At 74.4% G+C, this 15,045-nt stretch carries 11 protein-coding genes; 7 read left to right on the top strand and 4 right to left on the bottom strand.

Going from position 1 to position 15,045, the window contains the following annotated elements:
• The first annotated feature begins 91 nt into the window (after positions 1-91).
• Positions 92-607: a hypothetical protein gene (locus tag OG550_RS08610; RefSeq protein WP_327676087.1), complete on the top strand. Its 516-nt coding sequence runs from the start codon at positions 92-94 to the stop codon at positions 605-607.
• Positions 608-698: 91 nt separating this feature from the next.
• Here the strand turns inward: OG550_RS08610 and OG550_RS08605 are convergent, their stop codons facing one another.
• The 3 genes from OG550_RS08605 to OG550_RS08595 are packed head-to-tail and all read right to left on the bottom strand — an operon-like array spanning position 699 to position 3,846.
• Positions 699-1,436, bottom strand: coding sequence for a response regulator transcription factor (locus OG550_RS08605; RefSeq protein WP_327676086.1), 738 nt, complete (start codon positions 1,434-1,436; stop codon positions 699-701).
• Entirely contained in the window at positions 1,433-2,785 is a 1,353-nt protein-coding gene (locus tag OG550_RS08600) for a sensor histidine kinase (protein ID WP_327676085.1), read from the bottom strand. The genes OG550_RS08605 and OG550_RS08600 overlap by 4 nt, the downstream gene beginning before the upstream one ends.
• Positions 2,782-3,846, bottom strand: a complete 1,065-nt coding sequence (locus OG550_RS08595) for a hypothetical protein (RefSeq protein ID WP_327676084.1) — start codon at positions 3,844-3,846, stop codon at positions 2,782-2,784. The genes OG550_RS08600 and OG550_RS08595 overlap by 4 nt, the downstream gene beginning before the upstream one ends.
• A 259-nt stretch (positions 3,847-4,105) precedes the next feature.
• Here OG550_RS08595 and OG550_RS08590 point away from each other — a divergent pair, with 259 nt between their 5' ends.
• The 4 genes from OG550_RS08590 to OG550_RS08575 all read left to right on the top strand — a co-directional run bounded on the left by OG550_RS08590 (position 4,106) and on the right by OG550_RS08575 (position 10,025).
• Positions 4,106-5,275 carry a CaiB/BaiF CoA transferase family protein gene (locus OG550_RS08590; protein WP_327676083.1) on the top strand — a complete coding sequence of 390 codons (1,170 nt, stop codon included), beginning with the start codon at positions 4,106-4,108 and terminating at the stop codon, positions 5,273-5,275.
• A gap of 136 nt (positions 5,276-5,411) precedes the next feature.
• Entirely contained in the window at positions 5,412-6,554 is a 1,143-nt protein-coding gene (locus OG550_RS08585) for an acyl-CoA dehydrogenase family protein (RefSeq protein WP_327676082.1), read from the top strand.
• 62 nt (positions 6,555-6,616) lie between these two features.
• Complete coding sequence (locus tag OG550_RS08580) at positions 6,617-7,831, top strand: acetyl-CoA C-acetyltransferase (RefSeq protein ID WP_327676081.1); 1,215 nt, start codon at positions 6,617-6,619, stop codon at positions 7,829-7,831.
• Positions 7,832-7,856: 25 nt separating this feature from the next.
• The gene (locus OG550_RS08575) at positions 7,857-10,025 is read left to right on the top strand and encodes a 3-hydroxyacyl-CoA dehydrogenase NAD-binding domain-containing protein (RefSeq protein ID WP_327676080.1); all 2,169 of its coding nucleotides are present in this window, start codon (positions 7,857-7,859) and stop codon (positions 10,023-10,025) included.
• Positions 10,026-10,089: 64 nt separating this feature from the next.
• Here the strand turns inward: OG550_RS08575 and OG550_RS08570 are convergent, their stop codons facing one another.
• On the bottom strand, positions 10,090-10,854 hold the full coding sequence (locus tag OG550_RS08570) for a MerR family transcriptional regulator (protein WP_327676079.1): 765 nt from the start codon (positions 10,852-10,854) through the stop codon (positions 10,090-10,092).
• A 586-nt stretch (positions 10,855-11,440) separates the two neighbouring features.
• On the opposite strand from OG550_RS08570, the gene OG550_RS08565 reads away from it, so the two are divergent.
• Positions 11,441-13,180, top strand: coding sequence for a hypothetical protein (locus tag OG550_RS08565; protein ID WP_327676078.1), 1,740 nt, complete (start codon positions 11,441-11,443; stop codon positions 13,178-13,180).
• 95 nt (positions 13,181-13,275) lie between these two features.
• The gene (locus tag OG550_RS08560) at positions 13,276-14,922 is read left to right on the top strand and encodes a hypothetical protein (RefSeq protein WP_327676077.1); all 1,647 of its coding nucleotides are present in this window, start codon (positions 13,276-13,278) and stop codon (positions 14,920-14,922) included.
• The last annotated feature ends 123 nt before the right edge of the window (positions 14,923-15,045 follow it).

Raw genomic sequence — 15,045 nt, 5'->3', positions numbered from 1 at the left:
AGGACCGACCCGTGCCCCACCCTCCCACAGCCCGCCCGGCCGCCCCCGCCGGCGACCGGATCCGCCCGTGCCCGACCGCGGGGGTGCGGGCATGACCGTTTCGACCCTCCTCGCGGCGCAGGACGGTGCCCCGGTCGGGCTGGAGGCGGTGCTGGTCCCGGCCGCCGTGATGGCCGTCGTCGCCGCGGTCGGCTGGTGGCTCACCCAGCGGAACCGGGCCAGGGACGCCCTGGGCGCCGAACTCGCGGAGGTCATCGGCCTCCTGCGCGCGACCGACCTGCTCCTGCGTTCCCTGTCCGCGCCGGTCTCCGCGCACGACGTCGCCCGGCTGCGCGGCCACGGGCTGGCCGTCCAGCAGGCGGCCGAGCTCGGTCCGCGCGGGATGCGCCCGGAGCTGGAGGCCGTCGTGGCCGCCGTCACGGACTACCTGGACGCGGCGGACCCGCCGGGCGGCACCGGCCGGGCCGGCGCGGACGGCCTGCTGGGCGCCGCCTACCGGCAGGGCCGGGCGGCCGAGCGGGCCGCCTGCGCGATGGGCGCGGCCGAACTGGCGGCCCGTCGGCTGCTCGGCCGGAAGCGGGCCGGCCGCCGGGCCGTCCCGGTCTGAGCGCGGGCGGCGCGGCCCCGGCACCCGCCGCGGCCGCTCCGCCCGTCCGGCCCACTCCGTCCGGCCCGCTCACCCGGCCCGCGCCCGCGGGTCAGCCCGGTTGCACGAACCCCGACTCGTAGGCGGTGATCACCGCCTGGGTGCGGTCCCGGGCGCCCAGCTTGGCGAGCACGCTGCCGACATGCGTCTTGACGGTCTCCTGGCTGACCACGAGCTTCGCCGCGATCTCGCCGTTGTTGAGCCCGGCCGCCATCAGCCGCAGCACCTGGCCCTCCCGTTCGGTGAGCCGGCCGATCGGCCCCCGGGCCGGTTCGGGGGTCCTGCCGGCCGTGCCGTACCGGAGGGCCAGCTCGCGGACGGCCGCCGGGAAGAGCAGCGAGTCGCCGCGCGCGATCAGCCGTACCGCCTGCACCATCTCCTCCGCCCGGGCCCGCTTCAGCAGGAACCCGGCGGCGCCCGCCCGCAGGGCGTCGTAGACGTGGTCGTCGTGCTCGAAGGTGGTGACCACCAGGATCCGGGGCGGGTCGGCCATGCCGCCGACCAGCTGCTCGGTGGCGCGGATACCGTCGATGCCGGGCATCCGGACGTCCATCAGCACCACGTCCGGGCGCAGTTCGCGCACCAGCGGCACCACCGCGGCGCCGTCGGCGGCCTCGCCGACCACGGTGAGGTCCGGTTCGGCGTCGATCACCACCCGCAGGCCCATCCGGACCAGCCGCTCGTCGTCGGCGATCACCACCCGGACGGGGCCGCCCGCCGGGCCCCCGGCGCCCGTTCCGGTGTCCTCCCCGACGCCCTCCGCGGTGCCCCCGGTACGTGCAGTGTTCATCGTTCCCCTCCCAGCGGCAGCCAGACGGCCAGCCGCCACGTCGTTCCGTCGTCCGCCCGCCCGGCCTCGCAGCCGCCGTGCAGCGCCGCCGCCCGCTCGCCGATCCCGCGCAGTCCGCGGCCGCCCCCGGGGCGGCTGGGCCGGTGCGGGCCGAGCGGGTTGGTCAGTTCGATCTCCAGCCGCCCGCCGACCGGTCCGACGCGGAGCCGGGCGGGTGCGGGGCCGGCGTGCCGGAGCACGTTGGTGAGGCCCTCCTGCACGATCCGGTACGCCTCGCGGGAGAACGCGGCCGGCAGCCGGTCCAGCCCCGGGGCCAGTACGGCGTCCACCTCCACCCCGGTGCGGGCCAGTTGGCGCAGCAGGTCGTCCAGTCCGGCGAGGGTGGGTCCGGCGGGTCCGGCCTCCGTGCCGTCCTCCTCCCTCAGCAGGCCCAGCACGGCGTCCAGTTCGGCGACGGCGCCGCGCGCGGTCTCCTCGATGGCCGCCAGCGCCTCGGCGGCGAAGTCCGGGTCGGTCCGCAGCACCCGGGCGGCGGCGGAGGCCTGGATGCCGACGGCGCTGAGCGCGTGGCCGACCGAGTCGTGCAGTTCGCGGGCCAGCCGGTTGCGCTGGGCGAGGACGGTCGCCCGCCGTTCGGCGGCGGCCACCCGTTCGTCCGGGGTGGGGCCGAGCAGGACGGGCGCCCAGCGGGCGAGCAGCGCGCCGAGCCCGGCGCTGGTGCAGACGATCAGGGTGAGCAGCGCGAGGCCCGTCAGCGGGCCGGGCAGCCACCCGGGGAAGCCGCGGTCCTCCCAGAACCGGACGAGCTCCGCCAGCCCGGTGGGGGCGAGCAGCAGCACCACCGCGAACGGGGTCCCGGCCAGCGTCATGCCGCTGACGACGCCCCCGAACAGGACGTGCAGGACGTACCAGGCGGCGGTCCGCCACCGGGCGGCCCAGGACCGGGCGGGGCCGGTGACGACCTCGTCCGGGCGGGCCGGTGTGCAGAGCGCCCGTGCGGTGGCGCCCTCCAGGGCGCGGACGATCGGCACCAGCGCGGTGACGGCGGCCATCGGCAGCGACAGTCCGAGCGCGGCGAAGTGGAGCAGGAGCTGGCGCACCGGGCCGTTGCGCTGGTCGAGGCTGCCCAGGAGGACGGCCGAGAGCATCCAGTACGGCATCAGCAGGGCGCCGCCCAGGACGAGGTGCACCCAGCGCAGCCGGGCCCGCCGTCCGAACAGCGCGCCGGCCGCCCGCCGTGCCGCGCCGCTCGCCCCGGTGCTCCCGCCGGTCTTCCCCCCGGTGCCGCCGCCGGTCTTCCCGCCCGTCCCCATGCCGGTGCCCGCCCCCGTGCCCGCCCCCGTGATCACTGCGGAGACTCTACGTCAGCGGCGCCGGGGCGGTCCGGGCCCGCGGGGTTCCACGAGTCGCCCCGGGCCGCCACCGCCCGTTCGACCAGGGCGATCGTGCCGGCCGCCAGCACCAGCAGGCCGGTCACCACCTGGACCGACTCCACCAGGGTCAGCAGCCCGGGCACGGCCCGGTCGGGGGTGGTCACCTCGGTGGTCGTCCCGAGCGCGACCAACTGCCACGACCCCCAGCCGAACAGCGACCCGGCGGTCGTCCAGGCCACCGCCAGCGGCACCCGCAGCCGCCGCCCCGGGTGGAGCCGGAACACGAGCACCAGCAGGGCGGCCGCCGCGGCCAGGGCCATCGCGGCGGTCACCCCGTTCATCACCGCGACGCCCCGGCCGCGGTGCTCCCGCCACTCCAGCGGCAGTCCGGCGTCCCCGCCGAGGGCCCAGTAGAGCTGGGCCGCCGCCACCCCGGCGGCGAGCGGCGCGGCGACGCAGGCGAAGGACCGCTGGACGGTGAGCGTGGGGGAGGAGGGCAGGTCGCCGATCCGGTCGCTCAGCAGTCCGGACCAGCGCTGCCGCGCGTACAGCAGGAAGCCGGTGATCAGGGCGAGGCCCTGGACGGCGAACCCGCCGTACACCACCGGGAAGACCCAGCCGCTCGGCCCGTCGTCGGCGCCGGCGGCGGGCACCTCGGGGCCGAGCACCAGGGAGGAGAGCAGGAACACCGGCAGCGCGACCAGGATGGTGCCGAGCAGCCCGGTCGCGACCCACATCGGGAAGAGCAGCAGCCCGGCCGGGGCCCGACGGCCCCACGGGCGGACGAAGGCCAGGGCCAGGACCACCGCGATCGCGTCCATGCCGAAGGTCAGCAGGTTGACCAGCCACAGGTCGTCCATCGCGTCGCCGTCGCCGGCCCCGACGGGGTGGCCGGTGAGCCAGAGCAGCTTGAGGGTGAGGTACGGCACGGTGGCGGCGACGGCGGTCCCGGCCGCCACCGCGCGGATCCGGCCGACGGCCGGTGCGGTGGCGGGTGCGGGGGGTGCCGTCGGACGGGGCACGGTGGTCGAGGTCATGCGTCCACGCTCCCGCGCCGGGCTCCGCCGGCACGTCCTCCGTGGACGGGATCCGTCTCCCCCGTCAGGGGGATCCGGCGCGGGGTACCCGGCCCCGGGGGAGGAGGGGGTGGCCCCGGGGGGTGCCCGGTCCGGTCCTCCGCCGTCCCGGTGGTCCGGCGCGCGGGGCGGCGGTCCGCCCCCGAAGGCCTTGTTACCGACGGGTCGCTTCCCTATCATCGCGAGTGTTACAGCTTTACTGTCAGACCTCGGAGGGGCAGTGGCGCCCGTGCGTGGCAGTGGTGTGCGTGGGAACGGCGGCCCGCTGGCCGGGGTCCGCGTGGTCGAACTCGCGGGGATCGGCCCCGGCCCCTTCGCCGCGATGCTGCTCGGCGACCTCGGCGCGGACGTGGTCCGGGTGGACCGCCCGGAGCCCTCGCCGCTCGGCATCGAGCCGGCGTACGACGTCGCCAACCGCAACAAGCGCTCCGTCGTGATCGACCTCAAGTCCGCCGACGGACCCGCCCGGGTGCTCGACCTCGCCGCCCGGGCCGACCTGCTGATCGAGGGCTACCGCCCCGGCGTCGCCGAACGCCTCGGGGTCGGACCGGAGGCCTGCCACGCCCGCAACCCGGCGCTGGTGTACGGCCGGATGACCGGCTGGGGCCAGCACGGGCCGCTGGCCGCCCGGGCCGGCCACGACATCGGGTACACGGCGGTCGCCGGGGTGCTCGGCCTGGCCGGCCGGCCGGGGGCGGACGCGGACGAGCCGCCCGCCGTCCCCGCCAACCTGCTCGGCGACTACGCGGGCGGCTCGCTCTACCTGGTCGTCGGCCTGCTCGCGGCGCTCCACCACGCCCGCGCCACCGGCGCCGGGCAGGTCGTCGACGCCGCCGTCGTCGACGGCGCCGCCCACCTCACCGCCGTCCTCCAGGGCCTGCTCGCCGCCGGCCACTGGCAGGACCGGCGGGGCGCCAACCTGCTCGACGGCGGCGCACCGTTCTACGCCGTCTACCCGGCCGCCGACGGCGGCCACCTCGCGGTCGGCGCACTGGAACCGCAATTCTACGCCGAGTTCGCCCGGCTGCTGGACCTCGGTGCCGACGCCCCGGGCCAGTGGGAGACCGCCCGCTGGCCCGAGCTGCGGGCCCGGATCGCCACCCGGTTCGCGAGCCGCACCCGGGCCGAGTGGGAGGCCGTCTTCGACGGCTCCGACGCCTGCGTGGCACCCGTGCTGACGATGCGTCAGGCCGCGGCGCACGAACACCTGGTGAGCCGCTCCACCTACGTCGAGGTGGGCGGCGTCACCCAGCCCGCGCCCGCCCCGCGGTTCTCCGCCACCCCGGGGGCGCTGCGCCGACCGCCCGCCCGGCCGGGCGCCGACACCGCCGAGGTCGCCCGGGACTGGGGGGTCCCCTCCCTGGCGGCCGGGCTGCCGGGCGGCGGCTGACGGCCCCGCCCGCACCCCGCCCCCCACGCCCGCACCCCGCCCCGGCGCCCCGTCCGCCACCGCTCCGACCCGCAGCCCTCCCCGACCCGCAGCCCTCCCCGACCCGCAGCCCTCCTCGACCCCCAGGGAGCCCGCCGTGCAACGCGACCTCTACACCGACGAGCACGAGGACTTCCGGGCGACCGTCCGGTCCTTCCTCGCCAAGGAGGTGCTGCCGCACTACGACCGCTGGGAGAAGGCCGGCATCGTCGACCGCGAGGCCTGGCTGGCCGCCGGCCGGCAGGGCCTGCTCGGGCTCGCCGTCCCCGCCGAGTACGGCGGCGGGGGCGCCGCCGACTTCCGCTACGCCGCCGTACTGGCCGAGGAGTTCGCCCGGGCCGGTGCCTCCGGCCTGGCGGTCGGACTGCACAACGACATCATCGGCCCCTACCTCACCTCGCTCGCCACCGAGGAGCAGAGGCTCCGCTGGCTGCCCGGCTTCTGCACCGGGGAGCTGATCACCGCCATCGCGATGACCGAGCCCGGCACCGGTTCCGACCTCCAGGGCATCCGCACCCGGGCCGAGGACCGGGGCGACCACTACCTGCTCAACGGCGCCAAGACCTTCATCTCCAACGGCATCCTCGCCGACCTGGTGGTCGTGGTCGCCCGCACCACCCCCGAGGGCGGCTCGCACGGCCTCAGCCTGCTGGTGGTCGAACGCGGCATGCCGGGCTTCGAACGCGGCCGCAACCTCGACAAGATCGGCCAGAAGGCCCAGGACACCGCCGAGCTGTTCTTCCAGGACGTCCGCGTCCCCAAGGAGAACCTGCTCGGCGAGCTGAACGGCGGCTTCGTCCACCTGATGCAGAACCTCGCCCAGGAGCGGCTCACCATCGCCGCCGCCGCGATCGCCGGCGCCGAGTACCTGGTCGAGATCACCACCGAGTACGTCAAGGGTCGCGAGGCCTTCGGGCGCCCGCTGGCGAAGCTCCAGCACGTCCGCTTCGAGATCGCCGAGCTCGCCACCGAGTGCGCGGTCACCCGGGCCTTCGTCGACCGCTGCATCACCGAGCACAACCGGTACGCGCTCACCCCGGCCGACGCCTCGATGGCCAAGTGGTGGGCCACCGAACTGCAGAAGCGCACCGCGGACCGCTGCCTCCAACTCCACGGCGGATACGGGTACATGACCGAGTACCCGGTCGCCCGGGCGTTCACCGACGGCCGCATCCAGACCATCTACGGCGGGACCACCGAGATCATGAAGGAGATCGTCGGCCGGTCCCTCCTCGGCTGACCGCGCCGCCCCCCCTCACCCGGACAACCGCGCAACCCCCCGCGCCTGAAAGGCTCTTCACCGTGACCACCGAAGCGTACGTCTACGACGCGATCCGCACCCCGCGCGGCCGGGGCAAGGCCTCCGGCTCACTGCACGGCACCAAGCCGATCGACCTCGTCGTCGGCCTGATCCACGAACTGCGCCGCCGCTTCCCCGATCTGGACCCGGCGGCGGTCGACGACATCGTGCTCGGCGTGGTCAGCCCGATCGGCGACCAGGGGTCCGACATCGCCCGGATCGCCGCCATCGCGGCCGGCCTGCCCGACACCGTGGCCGGCGTCCAGGAGAACCGCTTCTGCGCCTCCGGCCTCGAAGCCGTCAACCTGGCCGCCGCCAAGGTCCGTTCGGGCTGGGAGGACCTCGTCCTGGCCGGCGGCGTCGAGTCGATGTCCCGGGTCCGGATGGGCTCCGACGGCGGCGCCTGGGCGATGGACCCGATGACCAACTACGAGGGCTACTTCGTCCCGCAGGGCGTCGGCGCCGACCTGATCGCCACCATCGAGGGCTACTCCCGCACCGACGTCGACGCCTTCGCCGCGGAGTCCCAGGCCCGCGCCGCCAAGGCCCAGGCCGACGGCCTCTTCGACCGCTCGGTCGTCCCGGTCCGCGACCGCAACGGCCTGGTCGTCCTGGAGCGCGACGAGTTCATCCGCCCCGGCACCACCGTCGAGACGCTGGCCGGGCTCAAGCCCTCCTTCGCCGCCATCGGCGAGGCGGGCGGCTTCGACGCCGTCGCCCTGCAGAAGTACCACTGGGTGGAGGCCATCGACCACGTCCACCACGCCGGAAACTCCTCCGGCATCGTGGACGGCGCCGCCCTCGTCGCGATCGGCAACCGCGAGGTCGGCGAGCGGTACGGGCTGCGCCCGCGCGCCCGGATCGTCTCCGCCGCCGTCTCCGGGTCCGAGCCGACCATCATGCTCACCGGACCGGCCCCCGCCACCCGCAAGGCGCTCGCCAAGGCCGGTCTGACCGCCGCCGACATCGACCTGGTCGAGATCAACGAGGCCTTCGCCGCCGTCGCCCTGCGGTTCGTCCGGGAGATGGGCTTCTCGCCCGAGCAGGTGAACGTCAACGGCGGCGCGATCGCGCTCGGCCACCCGCTCGGCGCCACCGGCGCGATGATCCTCGGCACCCTGATCGACGAGCTGGAGCGGCGCGACCTCCGCTACGGCCTGGCCACCCTCTGCGTGGGCGGCGGCATGGGCATCGCCACCGTCGTCGAGCGCATCTGACCCCCCTCCTGGAGACGTAGATCCCATGTCTGACACCACCATCCGCTGGGAGCAGGACCAGGAGGGCGTGGTCACCCTCGTCCTCGACGACCCCACCCAGTCCGTCAACACCATGAACGAGGCCTTCACGGCCGACTTCGAGGCCGCCGTCGCCCGGCTGGCCGGCCTCGGCGACGCCCTGCGCGGGGTCGTCGTCACCTCCGCCAAGAAGACCTTCTTCGCCGGCGGCGACCTGAGGATGCTCTCCGCCGCCCGGCCCGAGGACGCCGCCGCCGTCTTCGAGAAGTCCATGCGGATCAAGCGCGCCCTGCGCACCCTGGAGACGCTCGGCAGGCCGGTGGTCGCCGCGATCAACGGCAGCGCGCTCGGCGGCGGCCTGGAGATCGCCCTGGCCTGCCACCACCGGATCGCCCTGGACACCCCGGCGAGCCGGATCGGCCTGCCCGAGGTCACCCTCGGCCTGCTCCCCGGCGGCGGCGGGGTCGTCCGCACCGTCCGGCTGTTCGGCATCACCGACGCCCTGCTCAAGGTGCTGCTGCAGGGCCGCCAGTACCGGCCCGCGCAGGCCCTCGACAACGGACTGGTCCACGAAGTCGTCGACACGCCGGAGGAGTTGACCGCCCGGGCGCACGCCTGGATCGGGGCCAACCCGGCCGCCGTCCAGCCCTGGGACGTCAAGGGCCACAAGATCCCGGGCGGCACCCCCAGCACCCCGGCGCTCGCCGCCAACCTGCCCGCCTTCCCGTCCAACCTGCGCAAGCAGCTCGCCGGCGCGCCCTACCCGGCGCCGCGCAACGTGCTCGCCGCCGCCGTCGAGGGCGCCCAGGTGGACGTCGACACGGCCATGGTCATCGAGGCCCGCTACTTCACCGAACTGGCCTGCGGGCAGACCAGCAAGAACATGATCCAGGCCCTCTTCTTCGACATGCAGGCGGTCAACTCCGGTGCTGGCCGGCCGGCTTCCCACGAGAAGCGGACGGTCCGCCGGGTCGCCGTGCTCGGCGCCGGGATGATGGGCGCCGGCATCGCCTACACCTGTGCCAGGGCGGGCATCCAGGTGCTGCTGAAGGACGTCACCGTCGAGGCCGCCGAACGCGGCAAGGCCTACGCCGAGGGCCTGCTGGCCAAGGCGGTGGCCCGCGGCCGGACCACCGGGGCGCAGCGCGACGAGCTGCTCGCCCGGATCACCCCCACCGCCGACGCGGCCGACCTGGCCGGCTGCGACGCGGTGATCGAGGCGGTCTTCGAGAACCCCGAGCTGAAGCACAAGGTCTTCCAGGAGATCGAGGGCGTCGTCGCCCCGGACGCGCTGCTCTGCTCCAACACCTCCACCCTGCCGATCGGCCTGCTCGCCGAGGGCGTGGAGCGCACCGCCGACTTCATCGGGCTGCACTTCTTCTCCCCGGTCGACAAGATGCGGCTGGTGGAGATCATCCGCGGCCCGGAGACCGGCGACGAGGCGCTGGCCCGCGCCTTCGACCTGGTCCGGCAGATCGACCGGACGCCGATCGTGGTCAACGACTCGCGCGGCTTCTTCACCTCCCGGGTGATCGGCCAGTTCATCAACGAGGGCGTCGCCATGGTCGGCGAGGGCGTCGACCCGGCCACCGTCGAACAGGCCGCCGCCCAGGCCGGCTACCCCGCCAAGGTGCTGTCGCTGCTCGACGAGCTGACCCTCACCCTGCCGCGGAAGATCCGCGACGAGTACCGGCGCGCCGTCGAGGCCGCCGGCGGCGAGTGGACCGCCCACCCGGCCGACGCGGTGGTGGACCGGATGGTCGACGAGTTCGGCCGCCCCGGCCGCAGCGGCGGCGCCGGCTTCTACGAGTACGACGGGGACGGCCGGCGCGGCCGGCTCTGGTCGGGCCTGCGCGAGCACTTCACCGACGCCTCGGTGGAGGTCCCCTTCGAGGACCTCAAGGAGCGGATGCTGTTCAGCGAGGCGCTGGACTCGGTCCGCTGCCTGGAGGAGGGCGTGCTCACCTCCGTCGCCGACGCCAACGTCGGCTCCATCCTGGGCATCGGCTTCCCCGCCTGGACCGGCGGCGTCCTCCAGTACGTCAACGGCTACCCGGGCGGCCCGGCCGGCTTCGCGGCCCGGGCCCGCGAACTCGCCGCCGCGTACGGCGAGCGGTTCGCGCCGCCGGCCCTGCTGGAGCGGATCGCCGCCGAGGGCCGCACCTTCACGGACTGACGGACGGTCCGGTCGGCTCCCCGGGCGAGGTTGTGGGACTCTCCACGGCCTCGCCCGGCTCGTCCTACAGCTCCCCGTCCGGTTGCTCCCGCGCCTCCCCGCCCGGCTCGTCCTGAGCCTGCCCGCCCGGCTCCTCGCCCAGTTCCTCCCGCAGGGACCGCTGGAACGCGGTCACCAGCGCCTGCGCCACCATGGGCTGGATGTGGTCGGTGAGCGCCTTCATCCGCTCCACCTCGTCCGGCGCCGGCTCGCTCTCCCGGTACGGCCTCCACACCGTCTCCCGGAAGAGCCGCTGCAACTCCCGCGCCGTCGCCCGGCTGTGCTCCAGCACCACCGCGCGCGCCGCCTGCAGCGTCTCCAGCGGGATCGGCACGTCCAGGATCCGCACGCCCAGCGGCAGCAGCCCGGGATCCACCCGGAACACCTCCGGGTCCGCCGTCCGCTCCAGCGCCCCCATCGCGGCCAGCCGGTCCAGCTGCTCCTCCGAGAGCGCCCGCCCGGCCCGCCGTTCCAGCTGCCCCCGGTCCGCCTCCTCCGGTGACTCCGGGGTCCACGAGGCCACCAGCGCCCGGTGGATCGCCAGGTCCAGCGGCGTCGAGTCGTGCGGCAGCCGTCCCAGGTAGCGCTCGATCGCCGCCAGGGTCAGCCCCTGCCGCTGCAACTCCTCGATCAGCCCGAGCCGGTCCAGGTGCTCGGCCCCGTACCACCCCACCCGACGGGCTCCCAGCACGGGCGGCGGCAGCAGCCCCTTGGTGCCGTAGAAGCGCACCGTCCGCACCGTCACGCCCGCCCGTGCCGCCAGCTCGTCCACCGTCAGCCGCACCTCCACGTCCGCCTCCGCCTCCCCGCTCCTCGCCCGACGCCTCTCGCACCACTGCTGTGACAGCACGAGTGTGACAGCGCTGTGTCACCCGGTCCACCAGAGCCGGGGACGGGCCCGGTGGCCAGGCCCGACGGGCAGCCGTACGGGTCCCCGGGCGCGGCCGGGCCACCCGGCGGGCGGCCGGACTCCTGCGCCACGGTTCGTGGCCGAATCGGTCCAGGGCCGCTTCCGTCCACCCGTCAGGCCTTCCGGCCGGGCCGGACGGGGACGAACCTTGTGCCTGTCGCCGGGACACACCGAACCGGCGACGGAGCCGGAGCCCGCAGCCGTGAGGCGCGCGGCCGGTGAAGCCCCGTCACCCCGCACCGCGACGGTTCCGCGTCACCACGGCTCCGCACCACGGCACCTCCGCACCACGGCACCTCCGCACCACGGCACCTCCGCACCACGGCACCTCCGCACCACGGCAGTTCCGCAGCACCCGGCCCGCGCCGGCCCGTACCGGAGCCGGCGCGTCGGCCCCCGGCCGTCCGGCGGTACCGCACGCCGCGACGCCGGCCCGAATTCCGCGACCCATCCGAGGAGATCACGCATGTCCACTGCCAGTCGCCCCGCCGTCCGCGCCGCGTCCGTCCTGGTCGCCGCCGGCCTGTCCTCCGCCCTCGTCCTGTGCGCGACCCCGGTGCACGCCGCGCCGGTCGGCGCCGGTGCGCCGATCGTCGCCCCGGCCGGGCTTCCGGATCCGGACTGGGGCAGCCCCGGCCAGGGTTCACCCGGTCCGGGCGTGGAGGGCGCGCCCGCCGCCGCCCTGTCCGCTCTGGCGGCGGGCCCGCAGATCACCCGCTCCGAAGCGGTCGCCCGGGCGGCCTCCTGGGTCTCCCTCGGCCTCCGCTACAGCTGGAACTCCTACCACAACGGGTACCGGCAGGACTGCTCCGGCTACGTCGCCATGGCCTGGAAGCTGGCCACCCCCGGCCTGGACACCACCAGATTCGTCCCGTCCGGAGTGGCGTCGAGGATCACCAAGGAGGAGCTCAAGCCCGGCGACGCGCTCCTCAACGACGCCGCCCTGGAGGACGGGCACGTCGTCCTGTTCGACCGCTGGGCCAACGCCGACCACAGCGCCTACGTGGGGTACGAGTTCAGCTCCAGCGGTGTCCACCACCGGACGATCCCCTACCCCTACTTCCCCGACCGCATCCCCGTGGGCACCGGCTACAAGCCGGTCCGCAACAACAGCATCGTCGACGACGTGACGACCCCGCAGACCCCGACTCCGACTCCCTCGGGTGCGTCGCCGTCGGCGGCGACGGTGTACAACCCGGACACGGGGACGGCGGAGGTGTTCGCGGTGGGGGCGGACGGTGTGGTGGGTCATGCGTACAGCACCGGTGGTGGTGCGTGGTCGAGTTGGGGTGCGTTGGATCCGTCGTTCCGGTTCACGGGGAGTCCGGCGGTGGTCTACAACCCGGTGAACAAGGTGACGGAGGTGTTCGCGACCGGTACGGACGGGGTGATCTCGCACAGTTACCTGTTCAACGGCGGTCAGTGGAGCGGTTGGTCGGCGCTGGGGTCGGGGTTCCGGTTCAAGAGTGCGCCGACGGCGGTGTACAACGCGGCGACGAACGCGATCGAGTTGTTCGGCATCGGTACGGACGGGGTGCTGAACCACACGTACAACGTGAACGCGGGTGCGTGGGCGGGCTGGGAGTCGCTGGACACGGGTTACAGGTTCTCGGGTCGTGCGGCTGCGGTGTACAACGCGGACACGCGGACGGCGGAGGTGTTCGCGACGGGTGCGGACGGGATCATGTCGCACGCCTACAGCACGTCGGGGAGCCGCTGGTCCGCCTGGTCGGCCCTCGGGCCCGACTACCGGTTCGCGTCGAGCCCGGCGGTGGTCTACAACCCGGTGAACAAGGTGACGGAGGTGTTCGCGACCGGCGCGGACGGGATCACCTCGCACAACTACCTGTTCAACGGCGGCCAGTGGAGCGGCTGGTCGACGCTGGGACCGGCCTTCCGGTTCAGCGGCAGCCCGACCGCCGCCTACAACGCCGCCACCAACGCGATCGAGCTCTTCGGCATCGGCGCCGACGGCGTGCTGAACCACAACTACAACATCAACGCCGGTGCGTGGGCGGGCTGGGAGTCCCTGGACACCGGCTACCGGTTCACCGGCACCCCGGCCGCCGTCTACGAGTCCGGCACCAGTGCGGCGGAGGTCTTCGCGATCGGCGCCGACGGTGTGATCTCGCACGCCTACAACGCCGACGGCAGCCCCTGGAGCCCGTGGTCCACCCTCGCCGGCTGGACGTTCAAGACCAGCTGAACGCGGTTCGCGCAGCCGGTGCCGGCCGGCGCACCGCCGGCCGGCACCTCCCTCCACCCCGTCCGCACCACCCTTCACCAGGAGCACGAACTCCCATGAACCGCCGTATCCAGCGCAGTCTGCACGCCCTCGCGGTGACCGCCGCGACCATCGCCGGAGGCCTCTCGGCCGGCGCCTCCCCGGCACACGCCGCACTCCTCCCGGACCGCTCCTGCGGGACGGTGACCACCGCCGACGCCGCGGCCGCCGCCCAGCTGAACCAGGTCCTGACCGGCTCGCTGACCCGGGCCATGAACGCGTACCGGGTCTCCTGTGCCCGGGCCATCGCCACCACCGTCCGCGACCTCGGGCTCCCGGAGCGGGCGGCGGTCATCGCCGTGACCACCTCCATCGTCGAGACCACCCTGCGGAACAACCCGAACGTGCTGGACCACACCAGCGTCGGCCTCTTCCAGCAGCAGGACTTCTGGGGCACGACCGAGCAGCGGCTGAACCCGGCCTGGTCGACCACCGCCTTCATCAACGCCATGCAGCGCACCTACCCGGGCGGGGCGTGGCAGGGCCAGCAGATCGGCACGGTCTGCCAGGCCGTGCAGCGTTCGGCCTACCCCGACCGCTACCAGGTCCAGGCCGCCGACGCCCAGCGGATCGTGGACGCCCTCGGTGCGACCGCCCCGGACCCGACCCCGGCGCCCGTCGGTGCGTCGCCGTCGGCGGCGACGGTGTACAACCCGGACACGGGGACGGCGGAGGTGTTCGCGGTGGGGGCGGACGGTGTGGTGGGTCATGCGTACAGCACCGGTGGTGGTGCGTGGTCGAGTTGGGGTGCGTTGGATCCGTCGTTCCGGTTCACGGGGAGTCCGGCGGTGGTCTACAACCCGGTGAACAAGGTGACGGAGGTGTTCGCGACCGGTACGGACGGGGTGATCTCGCACAGTTACCTGTTCAACGGCGGTCAGTGGAGTGGTTGGTCGGCGCTGGGGTCGGGGTTCCGGTTCAAGAGTGCGCCGACGGCGGTGTACAACGCGGCGACGAATGCGATCGAGTTGTTCGGCATCGGTACGGACGGGGTGCTGAACCACACGTACAACGTGAACGCGGGTGCGTGGGCGGGCTGGGAGTCGCTGGACACGGGTTACAGGTTCTCGGGTCGTGCGGCTGCGGTGTACAACGCGGACACGCGGACGGCGGAGGTGTTCGCGACGGGTGCGGACGGGATCATGTCGCACGCCTACAGCACGTCGGGGAGCCGCTGGTCGGCCTGGTCGACCTTCGGGCCCGACTACCGGTTCGCGTCGAACCCGGCGGTGGTCTACAACCCGGTGAACAAGGTGACGGAGGTGTTCGCGACCGGCGCGGACGGGATCACCTCGCACAACTACCTGTTCAACGGCGGCCAGTGGAGCGGCTGGTCCGTCCTCGGCCCCGACTACAGGTTCACCGGCAGCCCGACGGCGGTGTACAACGCGACGACGAACGCGATCGAGCTGTTCGGCATCGGCGCCGACGGTGTGCTGAACCACACGTACAACGTGAACGCCGGTGCGTGGGCGGGCTGGGAGTCCCTGGACACCGGCTACCGGTTCACCGGCACCCCGGCCGCCGTGTACGAGTCCGGCACCAGTGCGGCGGAGGTCTTCGCGATCGGCGCCGACGGTGTGATCTCGCACGCCTACAACGCGGGCGGCAGCCCCTGGAGCCCGTGGTCCACCCTCGCCGGCTGGAGGTTCAAGACCAGCTGACCCCCTCGGCGCCCCCGCGGACGTGCCGCCCGACATCGCGTCGGGCGGCACGTCCGCTCCCGTTCCCGTTCCTGGGGAGCGGGTCGCACGGTCCTGCCTCCGGGTGCTGCCGTCCGTCCTCCT

This window comes from Kitasatospora sp. NBC_00458, assembly GCF_036013975.1.
Classification (GTDB): domain Bacteria; phylum Actinomycetota; class Actinomycetes; order Streptomycetales; family Streptomycetaceae; genus Kitasatospora.
This window is presented reverse-complemented; position numbering and strand designations above follow the sequence as displayed.